At 59.8% G+C, this 18,076-nt stretch carries 18 protein-coding genes and 1 pseudogene; 7 read left to right on the forward strand and 12 right to left on the reverse strand.

Annotation, left to right across the window (positions count from 1 at the left end):
* Positions 1-46: 46 nt before the first annotated feature.
* Genes galK through QM600_RS01490 form a run of 5 tightly spaced genes read right to left on the reverse strand, consistent with a single transcriptional unit; the run spans position 47 to position 4,557 of the window.
* On the reverse strand, positions 47-1,165 hold the full coding sequence (gene galK, locus QM600_RS01470) for a galactokinase (RefSeq protein WP_283259710.1): 1,119 nt from the start codon (positions 1,163-1,165) through the stop codon (positions 47-49).
* Entirely contained in the window at positions 1,162-2,265 is a 1,104-nt protein-coding gene (galT, locus tag QM600_RS01475; RefSeq protein ID WP_283259711.1) for a galactose-1-phosphate uridylyltransferase, read from the reverse strand. The genes galK and galT overlap by 4 nt, the downstream gene beginning before the upstream one ends.
* Complete coding sequence (locus QM600_RS01480) at positions 2,262-2,888, reverse strand: SMI1/KNR4 family protein (protein WP_283259712.1); 627 nt, start codon at positions 2,886-2,888, stop codon at positions 2,262-2,264. Before QM600_RS01480 ends, galT begins: the two co-directional genes overlap by 4 nt.
* 20 nt (positions 2,889-2,908) lie before the next feature.
* Positions 2,909-3,511, reverse strand: coding sequence for a TetR family transcriptional regulator C-terminal domain-containing protein (locus QM600_RS01485; RefSeq protein WP_283259713.1), 603 nt, complete (start codon positions 3,509-3,511; stop codon positions 2,909-2,911).
* The gene (locus QM600_RS01490; RefSeq protein WP_283259714.1) at positions 3,508-4,557 is read right to left on the reverse strand and encodes a saccharopine dehydrogenase family protein; all 1,050 of its coding nucleotides are present in this window, start codon (positions 4,555-4,557) and stop codon (positions 3,508-3,510) included. Before QM600_RS01490 ends, QM600_RS01485 begins: the two co-directional genes overlap by 4 nt.
* Positions 4,558-4,987: 430 nt before the next feature.
* Between QM600_RS01490 and QM600_RS01495 the strand changes: the two genes are divergently transcribed.
* Positions 4,988-5,626, forward strand: coding sequence for a YdcF family protein (locus QM600_RS01495; RefSeq protein WP_283259715.1), 639 nt, complete (start codon positions 4,988-4,990; stop codon positions 5,624-5,626).
* A 93-nt stretch (positions 5,627-5,719) separates the two neighbouring features.
* On the opposite strand, the pseudogene QM600_RS01500 reads toward QM600_RS01495, so the two are convergent.
* The 4 genes and pseudogenes from QM600_RS01500 to QM600_RS01515 form a co-directional block, all read right to left on the reverse strand.
* A pseudogene (locus tag QM600_RS01500) lies at positions 5,720-7,220 on the reverse strand (MFS transporter).
* On the reverse strand, positions 7,217-7,681 hold the full coding sequence (locus QM600_RS01505; protein WP_283259716.1) for a MarR family transcriptional regulator: 465 nt from the start codon (positions 7,679-7,681) through the stop codon (positions 7,217-7,219). Before QM600_RS01505 ends, QM600_RS01500 begins: the two are co-directional and overlap by 4 nt.
* 70 nt (positions 7,682-7,751) lie before the next feature.
* Complete coding sequence (locus QM600_RS01510; RefSeq protein ID WP_283259717.1) at positions 7,752-8,183, reverse strand: MarR family winged helix-turn-helix transcriptional regulator; 432 nt, start codon at positions 8,181-8,183, stop codon at positions 7,752-7,754.
* Between the two features lie 169 nt (positions 8,184-8,352).
* A complete protein-coding gene (locus QM600_RS01515) occupies positions 8,353-9,867 on the reverse strand; it encodes an aldehyde dehydrogenase family protein (RefSeq protein ID WP_283259718.1) in 1,515 nt (504 codons plus the stop codon).
* A 127-nt stretch (positions 9,868-9,994) separates the two neighbouring features.
* Here QM600_RS01515 and QM600_RS01520 point away from each other — a divergent pair, with 127 nt between their 5' ends.
* Both QM600_RS01520 and QM600_RS01525 read left to right on the forward strand, forming a co-directional pair.
* Positions 9,995-11,137: an acyl-CoA dehydrogenase family protein gene (locus tag QM600_RS01520; RefSeq protein WP_283259719.1), complete on the forward strand. Its 1,143-nt coding sequence runs from the start codon at positions 9,995-9,997 to the stop codon at positions 11,135-11,137.
* 9 nt (positions 11,138-11,146) lie between these two features.
* Positions 11,147-11,839, forward strand: coding sequence for a GntR family transcriptional regulator (locus QM600_RS01525; protein WP_283259720.1), 693 nt, complete (start codon positions 11,147-11,149; stop codon positions 11,837-11,839).
* On the opposite strand, the gene QM600_RS01530 is transcribed toward QM600_RS01525, so the two are convergent.
* Entirely contained in the window at positions 11,836-12,450 is a 615-nt protein-coding gene (locus tag QM600_RS01530) for a TetR/AcrR family transcriptional regulator (RefSeq protein WP_283259721.1), read from the reverse strand. The two genes, QM600_RS01525 and QM600_RS01530, sit on opposite strands and share 4 nt — an antisense overlap.
* An 84-nt stretch (positions 12,451-12,534) precedes the next feature.
* Here QM600_RS01530 and QM600_RS01535 point away from each other — a divergent pair, with 84 nt between their 5' ends.
* From QM600_RS01535 to QM600_RS01545, 3 genes are all read left to right on the forward strand, one after another.
* The gene (locus QM600_RS01535) at positions 12,535-13,377 is read left to right on the forward strand and encodes an oxygenase MpaB family protein (RefSeq protein WP_283259722.1); all 843 of its coding nucleotides are present in this window, start codon (positions 12,535-12,537) and stop codon (positions 13,375-13,377) included.
* Between the two features lie 107 nt (positions 13,378-13,484).
* Positions 13,485-14,624, forward strand: coding sequence for a serine hydrolase domain-containing protein (locus tag QM600_RS01540; RefSeq protein ID WP_283259723.1), 1,140 nt, complete (start codon positions 13,485-13,487; stop codon positions 14,622-14,624).
* A 220-nt stretch (positions 14,625-14,844) separates the two neighbouring features.
* The gene (locus QM600_RS01545) at positions 14,845-15,939 is read left to right on the forward strand and encodes a GGDEF domain-containing protein (RefSeq protein ID WP_283259724.1); all 1,095 of its coding nucleotides are present in this window, start codon (positions 14,845-14,847) and stop codon (positions 15,937-15,939) included.
* Between the two features lie 7 nt (positions 15,940-15,946).
* Here the strand turns inward: QM600_RS01545 and QM600_RS01550 are convergent, their stop codons facing one another.
* Positions 15,947-16,162: a helix-hairpin-helix domain-containing protein gene (locus QM600_RS01550; protein ID WP_283259725.1), complete on the reverse strand. Its 216-nt coding sequence runs from the start codon at positions 16,160-16,162 to the stop codon at positions 15,947-15,949.
* Positions 16,159-17,565: an MFS transporter gene (locus QM600_RS01555; protein WP_283259726.1), complete on the reverse strand. Its 1,407-nt coding sequence runs from the start codon at positions 17,563-17,565 to the stop codon at positions 16,159-16,161. Before QM600_RS01555 ends, QM600_RS01550 begins: the two co-directional genes overlap by 4 nt.
* A gap of 63 nt (positions 17,566-17,628) precedes the next feature.
* Here QM600_RS01555 and soxR point away from each other — a divergent pair, with 63 nt between their 5' ends.
* Positions 17,629-18,069 carry a redox-sensitive transcriptional activator SoxR gene (soxR, locus tag QM600_RS01560; protein WP_283259903.1) on the forward strand — a complete coding sequence of 147 codons (441 nt, stop codon included), beginning with the start codon at positions 17,629-17,631 and terminating at the stop codon, positions 18,067-18,069.
* The last annotated feature ends 7 nt before the right edge of the window (positions 18,070-18,076 follow it).

Here is an 18,076-nt window from a genome sequence, read left to right on the forward strand (position 1 = left end):
ACCTACATAATTCGCATCTGAAATGACTATTTATGTGAGGTGGCTCTCAGTTCCGATGGGCGGAACCTGATGGCGTCGCGTGAAAGAACCGCGGCGAGGGCCATGACCTGCGAGTATAGGTATCTACTACGTTTTGTCGTATATTTCGGAATTTGCCCACGGGGGCGAGCGCGATGGCGCTTCCACCGAACCCGCCGCCGGTCATTCTGGCGCCCACGGCGCCGCCCAGGCGCGCGGCTTCCACCGCCGCGTCGAGTTCGGGGCATGAGACTTCGAAGTCGTCACGCAATGAAGCGTGAGAACTGTCGAGGAGCGGGCCGATCTCACTCACCCGGTTCTCACGCAAGAGCTTCGCGACGCCCCACACCCGCTCGTTTTCGGAGACGACGTGGCGGGCCCGGGACCGAAGGACTGCGTCGTCCAGTGATTCGACCTGGTCGAGGGTTGCCTCGCGCAAACTACTGACGCCGAGGATCTGTGCGGCGTCGGCGCACTGGGTTCTGCGCAGTCCGTATTGGCCGTCGGCGAGGGAATGTTTGACCGCGGTGTCGATGACGATGAGTTCGAAATCGGTGGACGAGAGGTCGAAGGGGATGTGCTCGGTGGAGTTGTCTCGGCAGTCGAGGAGAAGCGCTGTTGTGGGCCGGGCGAAGAGTGCGATGGTCTGGTCCATCCCGCCGGTGGGGGCTCCGACACCTTCGTTTTCGGCACGGATACAGGCTTCGGCGAGTTGATGGCGGGAGAAGGGATTTCCGTGAAGTTCGTTGACGGCCAGAGCCACTGAGCAGGTGAGTGCTGCGGAGCTGGAGAGTCCGGCACCCACGGGTACCGACGAGTCGAGATAGAGATCGATGCCGACGTTGTCGAATCCGAGTGCCCACAGAACTGTTGTGGGATAGGCAGCCCAGCCGTGTCCGATTGTGCCGCAATCACCTTCGTGGGCGGTTGTGGATTGCCGGCTGTGGATCCGCACCAGGTTGTCGGCGCGCAGTGCGGCGGCAACGTAGGTGCGGTGTTCGAGGGCTACGGGTAGGCAGAGTCCGGCGTTGTAATCGGTGTGTTCGCCGATCAAGTTGACGCGGCCGGGGGCGGACCATACACCAGTCGGTTCGTTGCCGAACGTCGCAAGAAATAACTGTTGCACAGCATTTTTCAGTGAGTTCACAGTGTCAACTCCCTCAAGCGAGCGGCCACGTTTTCGGGCACGGCGTCATTGACCCATGCTCCCATCGCTGATTCGGATCCGGCGAGATATTTGAGTTTGCCAGGCGCCCGCAAGATCGAGAACAGTTGCAGGTGAAGGCGACTCAGATGGCGATTGATTCGTACCGGCGCCTGGTGCCAGGCCGCGATGTACGGAACTTGATCGACTTCCGGGTAGAAGTGGTCGATGCGGCGCAGGAGATCCTGGTAGACCACTGCGAGTTCTGCGCGCTCATCCGTGTTCAGCGCGGGGAGGTCCGGGACATCACGATGGGGAGCGAGGTGGATCTCGATCGGCCACCGCGCCGCTACGGGTACGTACGCGGTCCAGTGTTCGCCGCTGTAGACCACGCGAGTGCCGTCGGCACGTTCGAAGTCCAGTACGTCGCGGAGCAGTGAGCGGCCGGTGCGCTGAAAGTGCTTGTCGGCCTGGATGGAAATGGCTTCTGTCCGCGGTGTCACATACGGATACGCATAGATCTGGCCGTGGGGGTGACGGAGAGTTACTCCGATCTCCTCGCCCCGATTCTCGAAGCAGAATACCTGCTCGACCCCCGGCAAAGCGGAAAGCGCTTCAGTGCGAGCAATCCATGTCGAGATGATCGTCTCCATGCGGGCGAGGGGGAGATCGGCTACGGACGCAGTGTGATCGCTCGAAAAGCACAACACCTCACACCGGCCGTCTGCAGGACGATCGAGCAGATCCAGGCGCGCTTCGTTGGTGTCGGTCTCCGCGCCGAATGAGAAGCTGGGAAACCGGTTCTCGAACACGACGACGTCGTACTCCGCATCGGGTATCTCAGTGGCCGTGCCGATTTCGCTGGTCGGGCACAGTGGACAGTCGGCGAGGGACGGTAGGTATGTGCGGGTCATGCGATGTGACGCGATGGTGATCCACTCACCGGCGATCGCGTCGAAACGCATAGCCGAGTGATGGGTGGCCGCCGGTAGCTCCCGAAGATCCGGGGCGTCATGTGCTCGATTGGTGCCGACGTCGTCGAAGTAGATGATCTCGCGGCCGTCGGCCAGCACTCGACTGGCCCGGTGATGCGGTGAACTCATACTTCGACTTCCCATTCCAAAACGCCTTTGCTGACAACGGGTTTCCAGACTCCGAGCACAGAACCCGCTTCGAGGGCGCTCGCGTGAGCCGCCAACATTACCGAGATGGAGGCCCAGATGGGGCCACCGGTGTCCAAGGATTCCTGCGCGTACTCGGTGACGCAGTTGTGCAATGCGCCCGCTCGAGTATCGACAAAGTAGTGATACTCGTCGAGGCCGGCAAACGGAAGGTACGAAGGAATGAACATGCTTGCCGCAGTACCGGCTTCGTCACCGTCGCGTAGGTCCATCTCGTCCTCGGAGTACAGTTCCACACTTTCGTAGATGATCTCATCCCAGGCTTCAAGGAGGTTGAGTCGAATCTCTACGGCAACGTCGATGGGATAGAGGAACTTGTCGGGTAGAACGCTGCCGAGAAACAAGCCGGTGCGATCGTCATGCGTCACACTGCCGTTCTGTATGCGGTACAGATCTTTGAGTTCCGCGGGCCAATCGAAACCGGTGGACGCCTCGTATTCGGCGATGGTGTTCTCGGACAATCCCGGCTGCATCGCAGCAGCCGTCACCGGTGCGTATGTACCGCACCAGTCGGTGATCCGGCTCCATTCGTGTGCAACGCTCATGCGCTTACGATACGTGCGCGTCACGACCCGTGAATCAGATACTGCAGCGTTTGCACGAGAATGGCATCGGTCGATTCCGACCGGAGTTGGGCGATGCCCGAACGAAGGACTGACGAACCTTCGAGAACGCTTACCACTGTCTCGGCTCGCCCGCGGAGTGCGACGGAATCGAGGTCGGGCTGCGCCCGAGCGACAATCAGGGCAACGTGAGCGACATACTGCCGGTAGAAGTCTCGAACGACTGCAGCGATCTCGGTATCAACAGAGGCAAGGGACCACACTTCGACGTACAGCCGAACTGTCTCCGGGTCCTCCTGCTCGGAGAGCAGAACGAGGATGAGCCTTTCGGAATCGGCCCGCGTGATCGGTGTATCGGATGCAGCCTCTGTCCAGGTCTTTGTCATCGCAGTAAGCCGTGAGAGGGAACGTTCGAGTGCGCGCGACATGATCGCGCGTATGAGATCTGCCCGGGTAGGGAAGTAATGCTGAAGATGGCCGACACGAACGCCCGCGGCAGCGGCAAAGTCGCGCATCGCCGAGTGTGCATTGCCAGCAGTGATCAGGACTTCCTCGGCGGCGTCGAGAATCGCTGCCGCCCGGGCGGCTCCCTTCGAGAGTGTCATGTCCGCAATACTGCCACTCCGTGTTTCTCGAGTTCGCCGATGATGCGTTCCGGATGCGGAACCGATTCGGGGAAAGCAATTCCGGGACGCATGTCCGTTTCGAGGACGCGTCGTAGTGCGAGGTATCCACCCACTGCTGTCAGGTGCGCCTGACCGTTCGGATCGACCACTATGGCACTTACGGCGCCATGAGGCCCGGACACATCGATGCGGATCTGCGCGCTGCCGCCGGTGCCGGGTGAGTAGAGGAGCGCTCGGCGTAGCGGCGTGAATCTGTCGCCACGGCCCCATCGGAACAGTCCGGACTTCTTGGCTGCGAGCAGGAGATTTGTGGACACGTTCGAGCTGAATCCTATTCTGGTTGTAGCTGTTTCGACGTTCAAAGTTAGCGGAAACGTGAGCTGCTCGGGAGTGTCGATACGTGCCACTTTGGTTCTGGATCCCGGAAATTCGACCCACGTGGTATCGGTCAGTGGGCTGACGGTGATCGGGTTGCCGCGCAGCATCACTTCGTAGTCCTGGCCGAGACGGTCCATGAAGTCGACTGAATCGCGGCCGGCCTTGTCCTTGGTGTCGTAGCGGATCGAAGTGGTGATCTCGTCGGCACCTCCGAGTTCGTGAACCAGTGCTGCAGCAACAAGATTAGTTACTCCACCCATCCATCCTGATGACAGGTAGACCGGACTGGTGGGTGCCAGATGTCCTGCCAGAGTTGCTGCACGGGCAAGCCTTCCGGCCCACCTGGTTACATCGATGTACGGGACCGCGGCTTCTATGCATGCTCGTAGAACGCGGTCGTGTGGATCATTGACTGTCGAGACGACTGCGCGGACTGTGGCGTCGAACGGGGTGGGGTCGCCGAGGTCCCAGCGTCTTACCGAAACTCCGTGTGTTTTAGCGAGTTCAGCGCCGCCGTCGGGATTGCGACCGGCGAGCAGAAGTGGAAATTCGGGCGCAGCGAGGTGTGTCAATGCGGTGCCGACGGTTCCGTACCCTCCGACGATCAGTATCGGTGCGTCGGACCTGTGGTGCAGGGAATCGGTCATGCTGCCATTCTAGGTCAATTGACCTAAAGTGTCGAGCGAGAGCAGTGTGGTCACCATTTGTGACCTTTGCGAGGGCAGTTTGAGCTGCGACTACAGGATGCGCATCGCCAAACCTTTACTTCCGATTTGCGACAGATTGGAGAGTCGAGAGAAGCGGTAAATTCCTTTGTGCACCAAGGAATTAGGTGATGTGCGATTCCCGTTTACTTCTTGATCGGCTGTGCTCGACGACGATGGTCGCTGTGCTCGACGATGGTCGCTGTGCTCGACGACGAAAGTCGCTGTGCTCGACGACGAAAGTCGCTGTGCTCGACTCGAACGGATATGCATCGCCCCCATCGGTTGGGTAACAATCCGATCAAAAGTGCGATATTCGAGTGTCTTGTCGATACCGTGGCGTGACATCCGACAATTCAGGGGAGTCAGCTTGATGGTCAATGTGCGCACATCTGTGTTGAAAGGAATTGCCGCAGCAGCTTTGGTGGCAGCGGCAGGGGTGGGACTTTCGCCGGCAACGGCGAGTGCAGATATAACACCGGTCACGGTGGTCAACGGTGTTCTTTCGGTCTTCGGGGGGTGCCAATCCACAGTTCGAGAGGTGGTTGTGGTGTGCACGGGTGCCGAGTCCTTGACGCGCCGGTCGCCACTCCTGCTCGATCTCAACCCGGCGGGGACCAACATCGTCGTGCTTGGTGCCGGACTGTTTGACGACGGCACGATGCGTCCGATGCTGGTCGAGCGATTGCAGGCTGCGCTGGAGGTTGCGCATCAGTATCCAGCGGCGCCGATCATCACCAGTGGCGGCGCGCCCAAGTCCGGCATTACCGAGGCCAAGGCAATGCGTGACTGGCTTGTTGCCAACGGTATCGATCCTGCCAGGATCACCGAGGAGGGCCGGTCCGGGTCGACGGTCCAGAATGCGCAGAACACCGCGCAGATTCTGGCTGATCGCCGGGCAAGCGGTGTTGTTGTCGTCTCGAGTGCCAACCATGTCGAGCGGGCAATGATCGACTTCCGGATGGCGGTGGGAGGCGGCATTCCCGTCGCCGGCGTCATCGCTGCAACCTAGAGGGCCGCAACCTGAATCGGTCGCACTGAATAAGCAAAGCTCCGCCCCGGGACGCTCGAGTGTCCCGGGGCGGAGCTTTGCTGTGGTTCTCTATCATCGGGAGCTCACGTCTTCGGTAGCGGCCAGTTTCGCGATCAACTGTTCGTCACCGCTCTCCGTTCATAGAACCGTCTCCTTGATGAAGACGATGGCAAAGAGGCTGAGCAGGGCGAGAATTCCCGCTATGAAGAAGATTCGGGCAGTTCCTTGAGGTTCGACAGCCCAGCGCCGGATCCGCCGGCCGAACTCATATCGATGCCGAGCGCGCTCAATCCGCTGGTTGTCAGGTTTGCAACGTGCGTGGAAAAAACTGCGCCCAGAACGGAGACGCCGGCAGCGCCACCGCGCGAACGGAAGAACGAGACTGTGGAACTGGCTGTTCCCAGATCACTGGGTGCCACTGTGTTCTGCACTGCGAGTACAAGGTTCTGCATCACCATGCCCATGCCGGCGCCAAGGACGAAGAGGAAGAATCCGACCTGCGCCATCGGTGTTGCGTGATCGATTGTGGACAGGAGGAAAAATCCCACGGACATTGTCAGCGAGCCGGCAACGAGGAAGGCCTTCCAGCGGCCGAACTTGGTGATGAGTGATCCCGAGATTCCAGACGAGAGAAGGGAACCGATTACCATCGGCAGCGTCAGGAGTCCGGCGACGGTGGGTGAGTAACCGCGTGCGATCTGGAAGTACTGCCCGAGGAAGACTGCGCCGCCGAACATTGCGACACCGACGGCGATGCTGGCAAGCGTCGCGAGTGTGGTGGTGCGATCACGGAACAGGCGCAGGGGGATGATGGGTTCCTCGACTTTGCTTTCCACCCAGATCGCTACTGCGAGAAGAACGATTCCGAGGCCCACCAGGAAGAAGGACAGCTCCGATGACCAATCGAAGTTCTTGCCGGCCAAAGTGACCCAGATGAGGAGAGTGCTGACTCCGGCGGCGATGAGCGTCGCGCCGACGTAGTCGATGCTGACGTCCTTCTTGACGACGGGAAGGTTCAGGGTTCGTTGAACGACGATCAGTGCGATGACTGCGAGGGGAACGCCGACAAAGAACGTCCAGCGTCAGCCGAGCCAGCTGGTATCGACGATGACGCCGCCGATCAATGGGCCTGCAACCGTGGCAGTCGACATGACCGCTGCGATCGGTTCCTGGTAGCGGCCACGTTCACGGGGGGGCTGAACATTGCGGCGATAACGATGATGACCAGTGCCTGCAGGCCGCCAAGGCCGAGGCCCTGGATGACGCGGAATCCGATCAGCATGCCGACGGCTTGTGGCATCCCGGCCAGAACGGAGCCGATGGTGAAGATGGTGATGGACAGCTGGACCAGCAGTTTCTTGCTGACTAGATCGGAGAATTTGCCCTAGATGGGAGTTGTTGCGGTGGAAGCCAACAGCGTTGCCGTCACGACCCAGGTGTATTGGTCTTGAGTGCCGTGGAGCTCGGTAATGATGGTAGGCAATGCATTTGACACGATGGTCGATGACAGGAATGCAACGAACATGCCGAGAAGCAAGCGGACGAGAGCGTCGATCTTCTGCTTGTGTGTCATCGGGGGCTTCGGGTGGCAGTGTTGGTGAAGATGGTGGAGCGTCCGTGGACTTGGCTGTATCCATGAGCTTCCTTGTATCGGAGAATTATTCGAGCTGGGGAAAAAGAGAGAATCGACGAAGGTTCGTCAACGGAGAGTTGTTCGTTGTCGCGGGTGGGCCGGCGGAGACGTTCGAGTGATGCCCTACCGTTGCTCGGGTCTGCTTGGCGCTGTAGGTAACCGGCATCTTCGGCCTGTGCTGCGTGTCGGCTGAGGGTTGACGCGGTGATTCGCAATTTTGCGGCCAGTTCGGTAGTTCTGTTCACTTCGTCTGCAGACATCAGTGAGAGCAGGGCGCCCATTGCGTCGGGAAGCGCGCCGCGTGTTTGTCCATGAGATTCGGCCCAGGCGATTTCGCGATGCCGGCGCACGAGCGCCCCGAGGCTGTAAATGACGGATTCGGCTGTTTCGGGTGTGACCATCGCCGCCCCTCGCCTAGTTGAATATTGCAACTATAGGAGAAGTTGGTTGCAGTGCGCAACTGTTTTGAAGCTAATTCTCCGAGTTGCCGAGGCGTCGGAGCAACGACGTCAGTGTGACGATGTCCTCGGGCTTCCAGGTGGCCAGACGGGCACGCCACTCGTCGATCTGATGGTTCTGGATATTGCTCAGTTTCGTTTTGGCGTCAGGCGTCAATGCCACCAGTTTGGCGCGGGCGTCGTCGGGGTCCGGAATCCGCTCGACCAATCCGAGGCGCTCAGCAGCATTGATCTGCCTTGTCAGGGTGGATTTCTCGATGTCGAGCGTCGAGATCAGCTCGGACATGCGCACGGCTTTGTTCCGGTTCAGGATGACCAGGACGGGGTAGAGCGCCGGATCGAGCTTCGGATGAATTGCCCGGGCATACTTCCGGGAGCGAGCACGACCCCGTTGCCACATGTCGGCGAGTTCCGTTTCCAGGCCGGTGATGGGATCTGAAACCACAGTTGCTACCCCTTTGGTGCGTTGCTTCCGGTGTTCATCCAACCAGAAGTTCGACCGTCGTGATTGCCGGGAATCCACTCCGAGCGAAAGTGCCGTTGGGCGCCTTGGATGCGCCGAACGGCACTTTCGCTCAATTCGGTGGTAGGGGAAACGGAAACGGCGTCCCGTTCTAGCCGTGCCGCTTCGCCAACATCCAGCGAGATATCTTCATGTCGCGGGCTTTGCGTTCGATGGTCAAAAGGTCGAGTGGGGCGCTGAACCTCTGTACGGCAACGGACTTGACGCTGCTGAATTCACGCAAGCCGTCTGCCCCGTGAATTCTGCCGAATCCGGAATCGCCGACGCCGCCGAAGGGTAGCGCCGCGATCGAGGCGAACCCGAGAACCGAATTGACCGTGACAACACCACATTCGAGACGCTCGGCAATTGCTCGCCCCTGTGCGGAACTTTTGGTGAACACGGAGGCACCCAAGCCGTATTTGGATGCGTTGGCCCGCTCGATCGCGTCGTCCATGTCGGCCACTTTGTTCACGACGACACTGGGGCCGAAGGTTTCTTCTGTGATCGCGGTGGAGTTCTCGGGTACTTCGGTCAGGATTATGGGGTCGATGAACGGGCCGCGGAAGGAATCGAGTCCGCCGAGAACGGCTTTCGCTCCCCGGTTGAGGGCGTCCTCGACGTGTCCTCGGACAATCGCGGTCTGCTTGCCCAGTGTCATCGGTCCGTAAGTCGCGGAATCGCTATCTCCGGCGTGCGCATCGGTCAGGGCTGCAGTGAGTTTGGAAAGAAATGCGTCGTAGACCGGGGCCGCGACATAGATGCGCTCGACGCCGGCGCACGTCTGTCCACCGTTGCCGACGGCGCCGAAGGCCGCAAAGCTGACTGCTGCATCAAGATTGGCGTCGGAGTTCACCAGCATGGCGTCCTTGCCCCCACATTCGGCGACCAACGGGGTCAGGGTTTCAGCACATGTCGCCATGACTCGCTTGGCGGTCGCCGTTGATCCGGTGAATGCGATCTTGTCCACTCCGGACGAACACAGCAGCGCGCCGGTCTGTCCGTCGCCGGTAATGGTTTGCAGGACAGGGTGACCCGGTGCGGCAATGTTCCACAGGCGTGCCAGTTCGATGCCTACTCCGGGTGAGAGTTCGCTAGGTTTGAAGACGACGGCATTTCCGGCAGCCAGGGCGTAACCGATTGATCCCATCGGAGTGTAGAGCGGATAGTTCCATGGGCCGATGACCCCGACGACTCCCATCGGGCGGTAGCCGACCGATGCTGATTGGTTGGCGCTGATCAGTCCGGCTCCGACGCGTCTGCGGCGCAGTACCTTCTGTGCGTTACGGGCCGCCCAGTCGAGGTGCTCGAGCGCCAGCATTACCTCGAGGACTGCGTCGTCGGCAGGTTTGCCGGTCTCGGCGGAGATGATCGCGGCCATGGCTTCTGCGTTGTTCGCGATTGCCGAGCGGAAGTCCCGCAACACTTTTTGTCGTCCGGAGAATCCGAGTTGATCCCACCAGCGGGCGGCAGTGCGGGCGACGCCAACGGCACTATCGACGGCGGTTCGATCCGCAACGGGGTATCGAGCGATGACAGTGTTGTCTCGGGGATCGACGCTGGCGAAGGTGTTGTCGTCGGCGTGAGGATCGATCGATGTGCTCTGACTGCCGAGTTGTTCCGTCATCTGGGTGAGGCCTCCACGTTTCGACGCATCACATATATGTGATGTGATTTACTGTGCTGGGTGTCACAGTATGCGCCGGAGTGCGCAACGACAACCCCCTCAAGATCACACCATTCGGGAGCAGTCGATGAATATGGATTTCACGCAGGAGCAGTCCGATTTCGCCCGATCCGTCGCGGCATTCTGCAAGAAGGAAAGTGGTACGCGGGGTCAGCGCGACCAACTGACCAACTTCGGTGAACACAACCACAACCAGGCCTTCTACGAGAAGATGGCAGCATTGGGCTGGCTTGGCTTGACCGTCCCCGAAGAATACGGTGGATCCGCCGGCAGCACAGTTGACCTGTGCATATTCCTCGACGAGGCAGCCAAGGGAATGGCTCCGATCGGCGGCCTCGGACCTACTGTCATCACGGGCGCGGCGTACGAGAAATTCGGTAGCCCGGCACAGAAGAAGGAAGTGCTCGGCGGCATCGTTCGAGGTGCGTCGCAGTCGATCTCGATGTCGGAACCTGAAGCCGGATCGGACGTCGGCAATCTCAGTTGCCGTGCCGAGAAGGTTGACGATGGGTGGCTGATCAACGGTCAGAAGACCTGGTGTTCCAATGCCCATTTTGCCGAGAACATTCTGCTGGTGGCTCGCACTTCCCGAGGCACCGGCAAGCACGAGGGCCTGACGATGTTTCACGTCCCGGCGAACGTCGACGGATTGAAGATCAGCGGCATCGACACCATGGGCGGCAAGGAGGTCAACGACCTCTACTTCACGGACACGTTCCTGCCGGAGGATGCTGTGGTCGGCGAGGTGGGCAACGGCTGGAAGCAGTTGATGGCCGGACTCAACATCGAGCGACTGATTCTTGCAGCCATGATGCTGGGGACGGCGCAAAGGGCGTTTGATGACACTCTCGAATTCATCACCACCCGTAAACAATTCGGCAGGCCGGTCGGAACGTTCCAGGCCTTGCGTCATCGGATGGCGGACCTCGCCACCGAAATCGAATGCGGTCGGCTCCTGGTCTACAGCGTCGCGCGGATGGTTGACGCCAACCCGACGACGATGTTTCCGCGAGAAGCATCGATGGCCAAGCTCAAGCTCACCGAGACCGCCAAGAAGGCGGCGCTCGAAGGCATGCAGATGATGGGCGGGTACGGTTACGCCACTGAGTTCGACATGGAACATCATGTGCGGAAGACTCTTGTGTCTTCCATTTACGGTGGTACCAACGAGATTCAGCGAGACATCATCGGTAAGACGTACGGACTGTGAGGATCGGTTGTGGCAGCGCCTGCACGCTCTAGGGCGGCGAACCCTGTTCTGAGACGGCGTCCGCAGTTGTCCGAGGACGTCGCCAATCACGTTCGTAATGTGATCATGTCGGGCGGCGTCCGGCCGGGCGACTTCATTCGATTGGATGAAACAGCAGCAGAACTCGGTGTGAGTGTGACACCGGTGCGGGAGGCTCTCGTCGCTTTGCGCGGCGAGGGAATGGTCGAACTGGTGCCGCACCGGGGTTACGTCGTATGTCCGTTGAGTCGACAGGACATCGAGGACATCTTCTGGCTGCAGGGTGAGATCGCGGTCAAGTTGGCGCTACGCGCAACCGCCAGTATTACCGCTGAGCATTTGGCCGAATTGGTGCAACTGAACTCAGCGCTGCGAGAGGCGCTCGAGCGTTCCGACGCAACGGCGATCGAGCAGTGCGAGTTCGAGTTTCACCGTCTGATCAATCGAGTGGCGGGTGGCGCCAAGCTGGGCTGGTTCCTCTTCGGTGCCATCCGGTACACGCCGGCCCGGCTTTATGCGACTGATCCGGGCTGGGGTGAGTTGGCGGTGAAGAGTCACGTCAAGCTGATCGAGGCCTTCGAGAAGCGGGATCTGGGGCAGGTGGGCAGGCAGATGCGAGTGCAGTTCTCCGACGGTGCCGAGCGACTCCTTGCCCATCTCGACAAGATCGGCATCTGGGACTAGTCCTGCTGATTCATCGACGGCGCGAGAAGGATTGCAGCGCAATCCGATACAAGTTCTTCCTCGGTGACGTCGATGTAACCGTCGAGCCAGGCGCTGAGAGTTTGTGCGAGACCACCGACCATGAAGGTGGCTGTCAGGGTCAGTTGTCTGCTGTTCCCGAGTCGGTAGAACGTTGTGGCGTTGCCGGCGAGGAGTCCGACAAATGCCATCGTCGAATCACGACGTCGGTTGGCAAGTATCGGGCTGGTCAATGCCGTCGAGAACAGTAGGCGGCCGCGCCGAGGGTCGCGCGCGATGGTGTGGACGATATTCGCGATGCCTGCAAGCGCTTTGTCGTGCTCAGATTCGGCGGTGTCTACGGCAGCCTGGGTGGATATCGCGATGTCGGTGACAACGCTGTCGTACACGGCCGACATCAGCGCGTCGCGGTCGGCAAAGCTTTCGTAGAAGTACCGGGCGGCGACACCAGCCTGTTTGCAGACTCCGCGAACAGTGAGTTCAGGTTCCGGGGATCCCATCAGTTCGAGGCCGGCCTCGATAAGGGACTCACGTCGTTGTTCCACTCGACGTGCCCCGTCGACGCCGCCGTAGGGGCGCGGTTGGTCATTCATAAGAACATCTTGACATCTTGTCGTTTCAAAGATTCACTAATCTGATCACGCACGTTCGCAGATATGGTCACCGAGGGAGCAGGTATGACGACGGGTGAGGAATTGAAGCGAAGTGTCGACGTCGACGCGGAGATCGAAAAAGCGATGTCCGGCCTCGGGCTACTGGCTGCCGGAGCGAATGTGATCATGCAGTTGGGCAGGCCCGCAGTGGGTTACGGCGTCTATGAGAGCAAGGTCGAAACCGGGCGCCTGGACCGCCATCCCGTGAAGCGGACGCGGACGACGTTGACATATCTGTCCGTCGCCTCGCTCGCTACTGACGAGGAGAAGAAGAAATATCGGCATGCCGTCAATGGCGCGCACAAGTACGTTCGTTCCGATGAGAACAGCCCGGTCGAATACAACGCATTCGATCCGGAGCTTCAGCTCTGGGTAGCGGCCTGCCTGTACCGGGGGTTCGAAGACGTTTACAAGATTTTGTACGGAAATCCGGATCCGGTAACGCACGAAGCGATTTATCAGCGTAGTGCAACGCTAGGTACGACGTTGCAGATGCGCCGTGAAATGTGGCCGGCAGACAGAGATGCCTTCGAGGTCTACTGGAATGGCAATCTGGAAAAGATCAGCATTGACGAGACGATTCGCGCGCACCTCTACGGAATAGCGTCGGCGTCGTTCACTCATCGGATCCTCCATCCGGTGGTCGGACCTTTCAACAGATTCGTGACCACGGGCTTCCTTCCGCAGACGTTTCGCGACGAAATGCGGCTGCCGTGGAGCGAGAGGCGTCAATGCAACTTCGATCGATCGATGCGTGTCGTCGCGCGTGTGAATCGATACACGCCGAAAATCGTGCGGATGTTCCCTTACAACTTTTATCTCTGGGATTTCCGTCGTCGAATCGCGAAGGGCATTGCGCTGGTCTGAGTGGGGATTGCGGGCAGAAAGTGATTGACGCCACATCGAAATCGGGCACATACTCATTCGGTAGTTGAACTCGACGTCAGGTTTCATTCATACCCCGGAGGCCGCTCGTGACCAATATCGAAGGCGTATGTGATCCGCGATTTTCTGAACTGAGAAGTGCGCTCGAACGAAATATTGCTTCCGGAGAGGACGTCGGCGCGTCCATAGCAGTCACGATCGACGGTGAATCCGTCGTTGATATCTGGGGTGGGTGGGTTGACGCGGAACATACCGCGCACTGGGAGCGGAACACCGTCACGAATGTCTGGTCGTGCAGTAAAACCGTGACCGCGCTAGCTGCGCTGATGCTGGTCGACCGAGGGTTGTTGGACATACACGCGCCGGTCGCGCAGTACTGGCCCGAGTTCGCAGTGAATGGCAAGGATCGGATCGAAGTCCGTCAGTTGCTCTCGCATACCTCGGGCGTATCGGGCTGGGATCAGCCGTTCACGCTCGAGAACATCTGCGACGACGAGTACGCAACAGCGCGATTGGCAACGCAGGCGCCCTGGTGGGAGCCGGGAACTGCATCGGGCTATCACGCGCTCAACTTCGGACACCTGATCGGCGAGGTTGTTCGACGCATCGACGGACGCACCCTGGGGCGGTTCATCGAAGAAGAAATCGCCGGGCCGCTCGACGCGGATTTCCGGCTCGGCTTGCCGAAATCGGAGTACGGACGCGTCTCCAATGTCATCGCTCCACCGCCGCTGCCGATCGACATCGCTGCTCTCGGGATGGACAGCATCATGGTCAAGACGTTTACGGCACCGCCAGCCGACGCGACAAGTTCGTGGACCGACGGTTGGCGCGCCGCCGAGATCGGGGCGGCAAATGGCCATTCCAATGCGCGCGCCCTCGCTTGGATTCAGTCGGTGATCGCGTGCGGCGGGAAGGTCGGAGACGTTCGACTCCTGTCCGAGGAGACCATCGGCATGATTTTCGACGAACAGTCCTACGGCGTTGATCTGGTCCTGGGCGTACCGGTTCGGTTCGGTGTGGGATTCGGGTTGCCGACGCCGGAGTCCGTCCCGTTCGTCCCGGAGGGGCGGATCTGTTTCTGGGGCGGATGGGGTGGTTCGCAGATCGTCATCGATACCGACAAGCGCATGACTATTTCGTATGTCATGAACAAGATGGGGCCTGGGCTGCTCGGGTCGGAGCGGTCGGCCGAGTACGTATCGGCAGCGTACGAAGCTGTGAACTAACACGATATACAGTAGCTAACACTCGGCGTAGCTGAATACTTGCTGCTCCTGCCAGCGTTGGTGAGGAAATATCGGCGGGGACGGTTGGTCGGATTCGTCACAGTCGTTATGCTGCAAGTTATGGCGTCATCACCACTGGAATCCTTCCGTCACGTGGGCCGCCGGCGTATGCAGCGGATTTGCGGCGGTAGAAACGTGGTAGCTGAATGGTGGTAGCTGAATGAAGGCCTTGATCGATTTGGTCGCAGTATGGTGGAGGCTTCCCGACCAGTTCAGTACTTTTCTGCGTTACCTCGAAGACAGAGCCCTTGTGGTCGCGTGCCGACTTCTGGTCGGTGGAACTGCATTTGGAATGGGCATGGTCCTGATCGTCATGCGTTGGAGTGAAGTAGGCCCGCAAGGAACGTTCTGGCGATCGGTCAACCTGGCTATTTCTTCAGCTTGCCTGGTCGCCGGTGTTATCTGGTGGTTCCGGCCTCTCACGAGGCTGTGGTCGTATACGTTCGTTTTCGGCTCCGATATAGCGATAGCGTTGTCAGCGGCGTGCGATATCGATCCGATGGCGCGACTGCTGTGTTGCGTGGTGTTTGCATCGATCGGTGGCTACATCGCGTTCTTCCATAATCCGAAGCTGCAACTCGGCCATCTGGTCTTTGCCACTCTTGTGACCCTGGCTGCCGGGTGGACTCTCCTGTTCGGGGAAAACACCGACTGGGGGTTGGGTATTGCAAAAATCGGTGTCACCCTCGCAACGATCTATGTCATTCCGGTGGTCTCCCAGATCATGCTGGCAATGTTCAGTTCCGATGCGACCACGTCGGAATTGGATCCGCTGACCGGTTTACTCAACCGCCGCGGGCTTTCCCGTCGCGCTTCGGCCATTGTGGGCGACGAGATCAATGAATTGAATGCATTACTGGTTGTGGTGATCGATCTCGACCGCTTCAAGAAGATCAATGATCTGCACGGCCACGACATCGGTGACAGCACGATCATTCGGACCGCGTTGCGTATTCAATTGTGGACATCGAAATCGGCCCTGATTGCCCGGGTCGGAGGCGACGAATTCGTGGTGCTGGAACGGGTGCCCTTCGGTTCGGTCGCCAAACTCTCCACCCGGATATCTGCCGCAATGAATGGGGACAATGACGTTCCCGAGACAAGTGCAAGCATCGGAATCGCGATTCGCACAGTGCCCCAGAGTCCCGATGAGGCTGTCGACGACATGGTTTCTGCGCTCTTCCGTGTCGCGGATTCCGCCATGTATCAAGCGAAGCGAGAAGGCGGAAATCAGGTACGGGCAAGCATTGTGTGACGGTGGGTCAGTCCTCGCCGAACGTCAGTCCTCGTTCTGTGAGAGCTTCACCGAGAATGCGTAGCGCCTTCGGTCCCATACCGTGAAGCTTCGCCAGTTCTTTCTCCGGTACCGACGCCAGTTGCGGCAATTCGGTGTATCCAGCGCCCAGCAAGGCGCGAAGCGCGGGCGCACCGACCTTCGGGAAGCCGTCACCGGTCTGGGCAGAATTCGATTCGGTCACGGTTGAACCTTCTCTCCAGGCGCCGGAAATGCGCGGGCTGCGATCACCACGCCGATACACGCTACGGCGGCAAAGGTGATCAGAAGCAATTGTGCCGAACGAAGGGTCGAGGGCGCTCCGATGTTCACCAGCACACCTGCCAGAGCCGCTCCGAATGCATTGGCGATCAACTGCACGGTGTTGACGGCAGCGGCGGCTCTGGCGCCTTCACCGGGTTCGGTGACGGCAGTCATCACTCCGACGGCCAAGTGGGGCCATGCGATTCCGATACCCGCGCCGGCAACCACTAGTCCGACGACCCATGCAGTGGTCGCTGCGGCTCCGGCCTGTTCCGTGAGGAAAGCGGCCATAAGTGCCAGTCCGACAGCGACGAGGACCGGCCCGCCGACCACGATTCTTCGGATGATCCGCGGCGTCGTTGCCGACGCACTCGGAATCTCACCGAAAGTCCAGCCCAGTGCGAGGGCAGCTCCGAGGAATCCTGCGACCACCGGTGACATCCCGGCGAGTCGCTGACCGAAGAATGGAATGAAGGTTTCGACCGTCGATGCGAGCGCCAGGACAACGATGGTCAGGTACATCCACTTGAGCGACGACGAGTTGAACGTCGACGGAGGCAGAACACCATGGCGACTGCGGCGGTCCGCAAAGACGAATCCAACAAGCAGAAGCACTGCAACAATGATCAGTGCAGCGGTGACGGTGAGGTGGGGCAGTACACCCGCGACGCTCACCAGTAGCGCTGCTGCGCTCAACAGCGCGAGCGACAGTACGGGTACCGAATTGCGTTCCGTGGGTTCGGCTGTGTGGGCGGGAAGCGCGTGGGGAACCAGAGCGGCTACCGCAATTGCCGCAACGACAAGAACCCCGAATGCCCATCGCCAAGCGTCGAACTGCGCGAAGACGCCGCCGACGGCCGGGCCGACGAATGTACCGACTCCCCACATCGCCGATACGAGCGCAGCGGCGCGGGTCCACAGATGCTTCGGGAGCGCCGCGTTGATGACGGCGTAGCCGAGTCCCGCGAGCAGTCCGCCGCCGGAACCTTGAATCGCCCGTCCTACGAGCAGTAGTTCCATCGACGGGCTGGCTGCACAGACCATCGTGCCGAGCGCAAAGATTCCGAGCCCGATCAGATATGCACCTCGCGGTCCTCGCGCTCCGAGGATCTTGGTGACAGAGATCGAGGAGATGACGGAGGCGATCAGGAAAACTGTTGCGGTCCACGCGTAGTACTGCGCTCCGCCGATCTCGTTGATTGCCGTCGGAAGCAGACTGGTCATGAGATAGACGTTGGTTGCGTACAACGCGACGCCGCCGGCCAGGACGGTGGCAGTTCCGAGATGTCGGCCTCCCAACAATTGGCGCCAGGCGCCGGCAGAGGCATCAGTACGAGAGTGCATGTCGACGAATGTAAAGTCTCAAGTACCCTTGAGGTCAATTTCAGGCCATCGCTGGGAGACATGATGATCCGCAAGAGCGACGAACTTCTTTCCATCGGCGAGGTTTCCGCCCGTACCGGTGCGGCGGTGTCAGCAGTGCGGTACTACGAGAGTCTTGGACTGATTCCAGCCGAGCGGACTGTGGGCAACATGCGAAAGTTTCCGCGCCACGCGATCAGGCGGGTGTCGTTGATTCAGTTGGCCGTCCGGTTCGGTGTCCCACTCGCGGAAGTCGCAGAGGTGTTTGCCTCGCTTCCCGAGGGGAGAACGCCGAACAAGAAGGACTGGAGCAAGATTTCCGAGGAATGGAATCAGCGACTCGAGGACCGCAAGCAGGCGATCGCCCGCCTCCAAGAACAACTGACCGGATGTATCGGTTGCGGATGCCTGTCTCTCAAAACGTGCAATCTTCTCAACCCTGGAGACGAACTGGGTAGAGATGGTCCGGGTGCGCGTCGACTCTGACGTGCGC

It is taken from the genome of Rhodococcus sp. IEGM 1379 (genome assembly GCF_030056815.1).
GTDB lineage: Bacteria > Actinomycetota > Actinomycetes > Mycobacteriales > Mycobacteriaceae > Rhodococcus_F.

Bases quoted from the DNA above. Each gene is read 5' to 3' on its own strand.
- soxR (WP_283259903.1), top strand. From the start codon at position 17,629: ATGATCCGCAAGAGCGACGAACTTCTTTCCATCGGCGAGGTTTCCGCC.
- QM600_RS01490 (WP_283259714.1), bottom strand. From the start codon at position 4,557: ATGACCGATTCCCTGCACCACAGGTCCGACGCACCGATACTGATCGTC.
- QM600_RS01515 (WP_283259718.1), bottom strand. From the start codon at position 9,867: ATGACGGAACAACTCGGCAGTCAGAGCACATCGATCGATCCTCACGCC.
- QM600_RS01505 (WP_283259716.1), bottom strand. From the start codon at position 7,681: ATGGTCACACCCGAAACAGCCGAATCCGTCATTTACAGCCTCGGGGCG.
- QM600_RS01530 (WP_283259721.1), bottom strand. From the start codon at position 12,450: ATGAATGACCAACCGCGCCCCTACGGCGGCGTCGACGGGGCACGTCGA.
- QM600_RS01545 (WP_283259724.1), top strand. From the start codon at position 14,845: ATGAAGGCCTTGATCGATTTGGTCGCAGTATGGTGGAGGCTTCCCGAC.
- QM600_RS01535 (WP_283259722.1), top strand. From the start codon at position 12,535: ATGACGACGGGTGAGGAATTGAAGCGAAGTGTCGACGTCGACGCGGAG.
- QM600_RS01480 (WP_283259712.1), bottom strand. From the start codon at position 2,888: ATGAGCGTTGCACACGAATGGAGCCGGATCACCGACTGGTGCGGTACA.
- QM600_RS01485 (WP_283259713.1), bottom strand. From the start codon at position 3,511: ATGACACTCTCGAAGGGAGCCGCCCGGGCGGCAGCGATTCTCGACGCC.
- galT (WP_283259711.1), bottom strand. From the start codon at position 2,265: ATGAGTTCACCGCATCACCGGGCCAGTCGAGTGCTGGCCGACGGCCGC.
- QM600_RS01555 (WP_283259726.1), bottom strand. From the start codon at position 17,565: ATGCACTCTCGTACTGATGCCTCTGCCGGCGCCTGGCGCCAATTGTTG.
- QM600_RS01495 (WP_283259715.1), top strand. From the start codon at position 4,988: ATGGTCAATGTGCGCACATCTGTGTTGAAAGGAATTGCCGCAGCAGCT.
- QM600_RS01520 (WP_283259719.1), top strand. From the start codon at position 9,995: ATGAATATGGATTTCACGCAGGAGCAGTCCGATTTCGCCCGATCCGTC.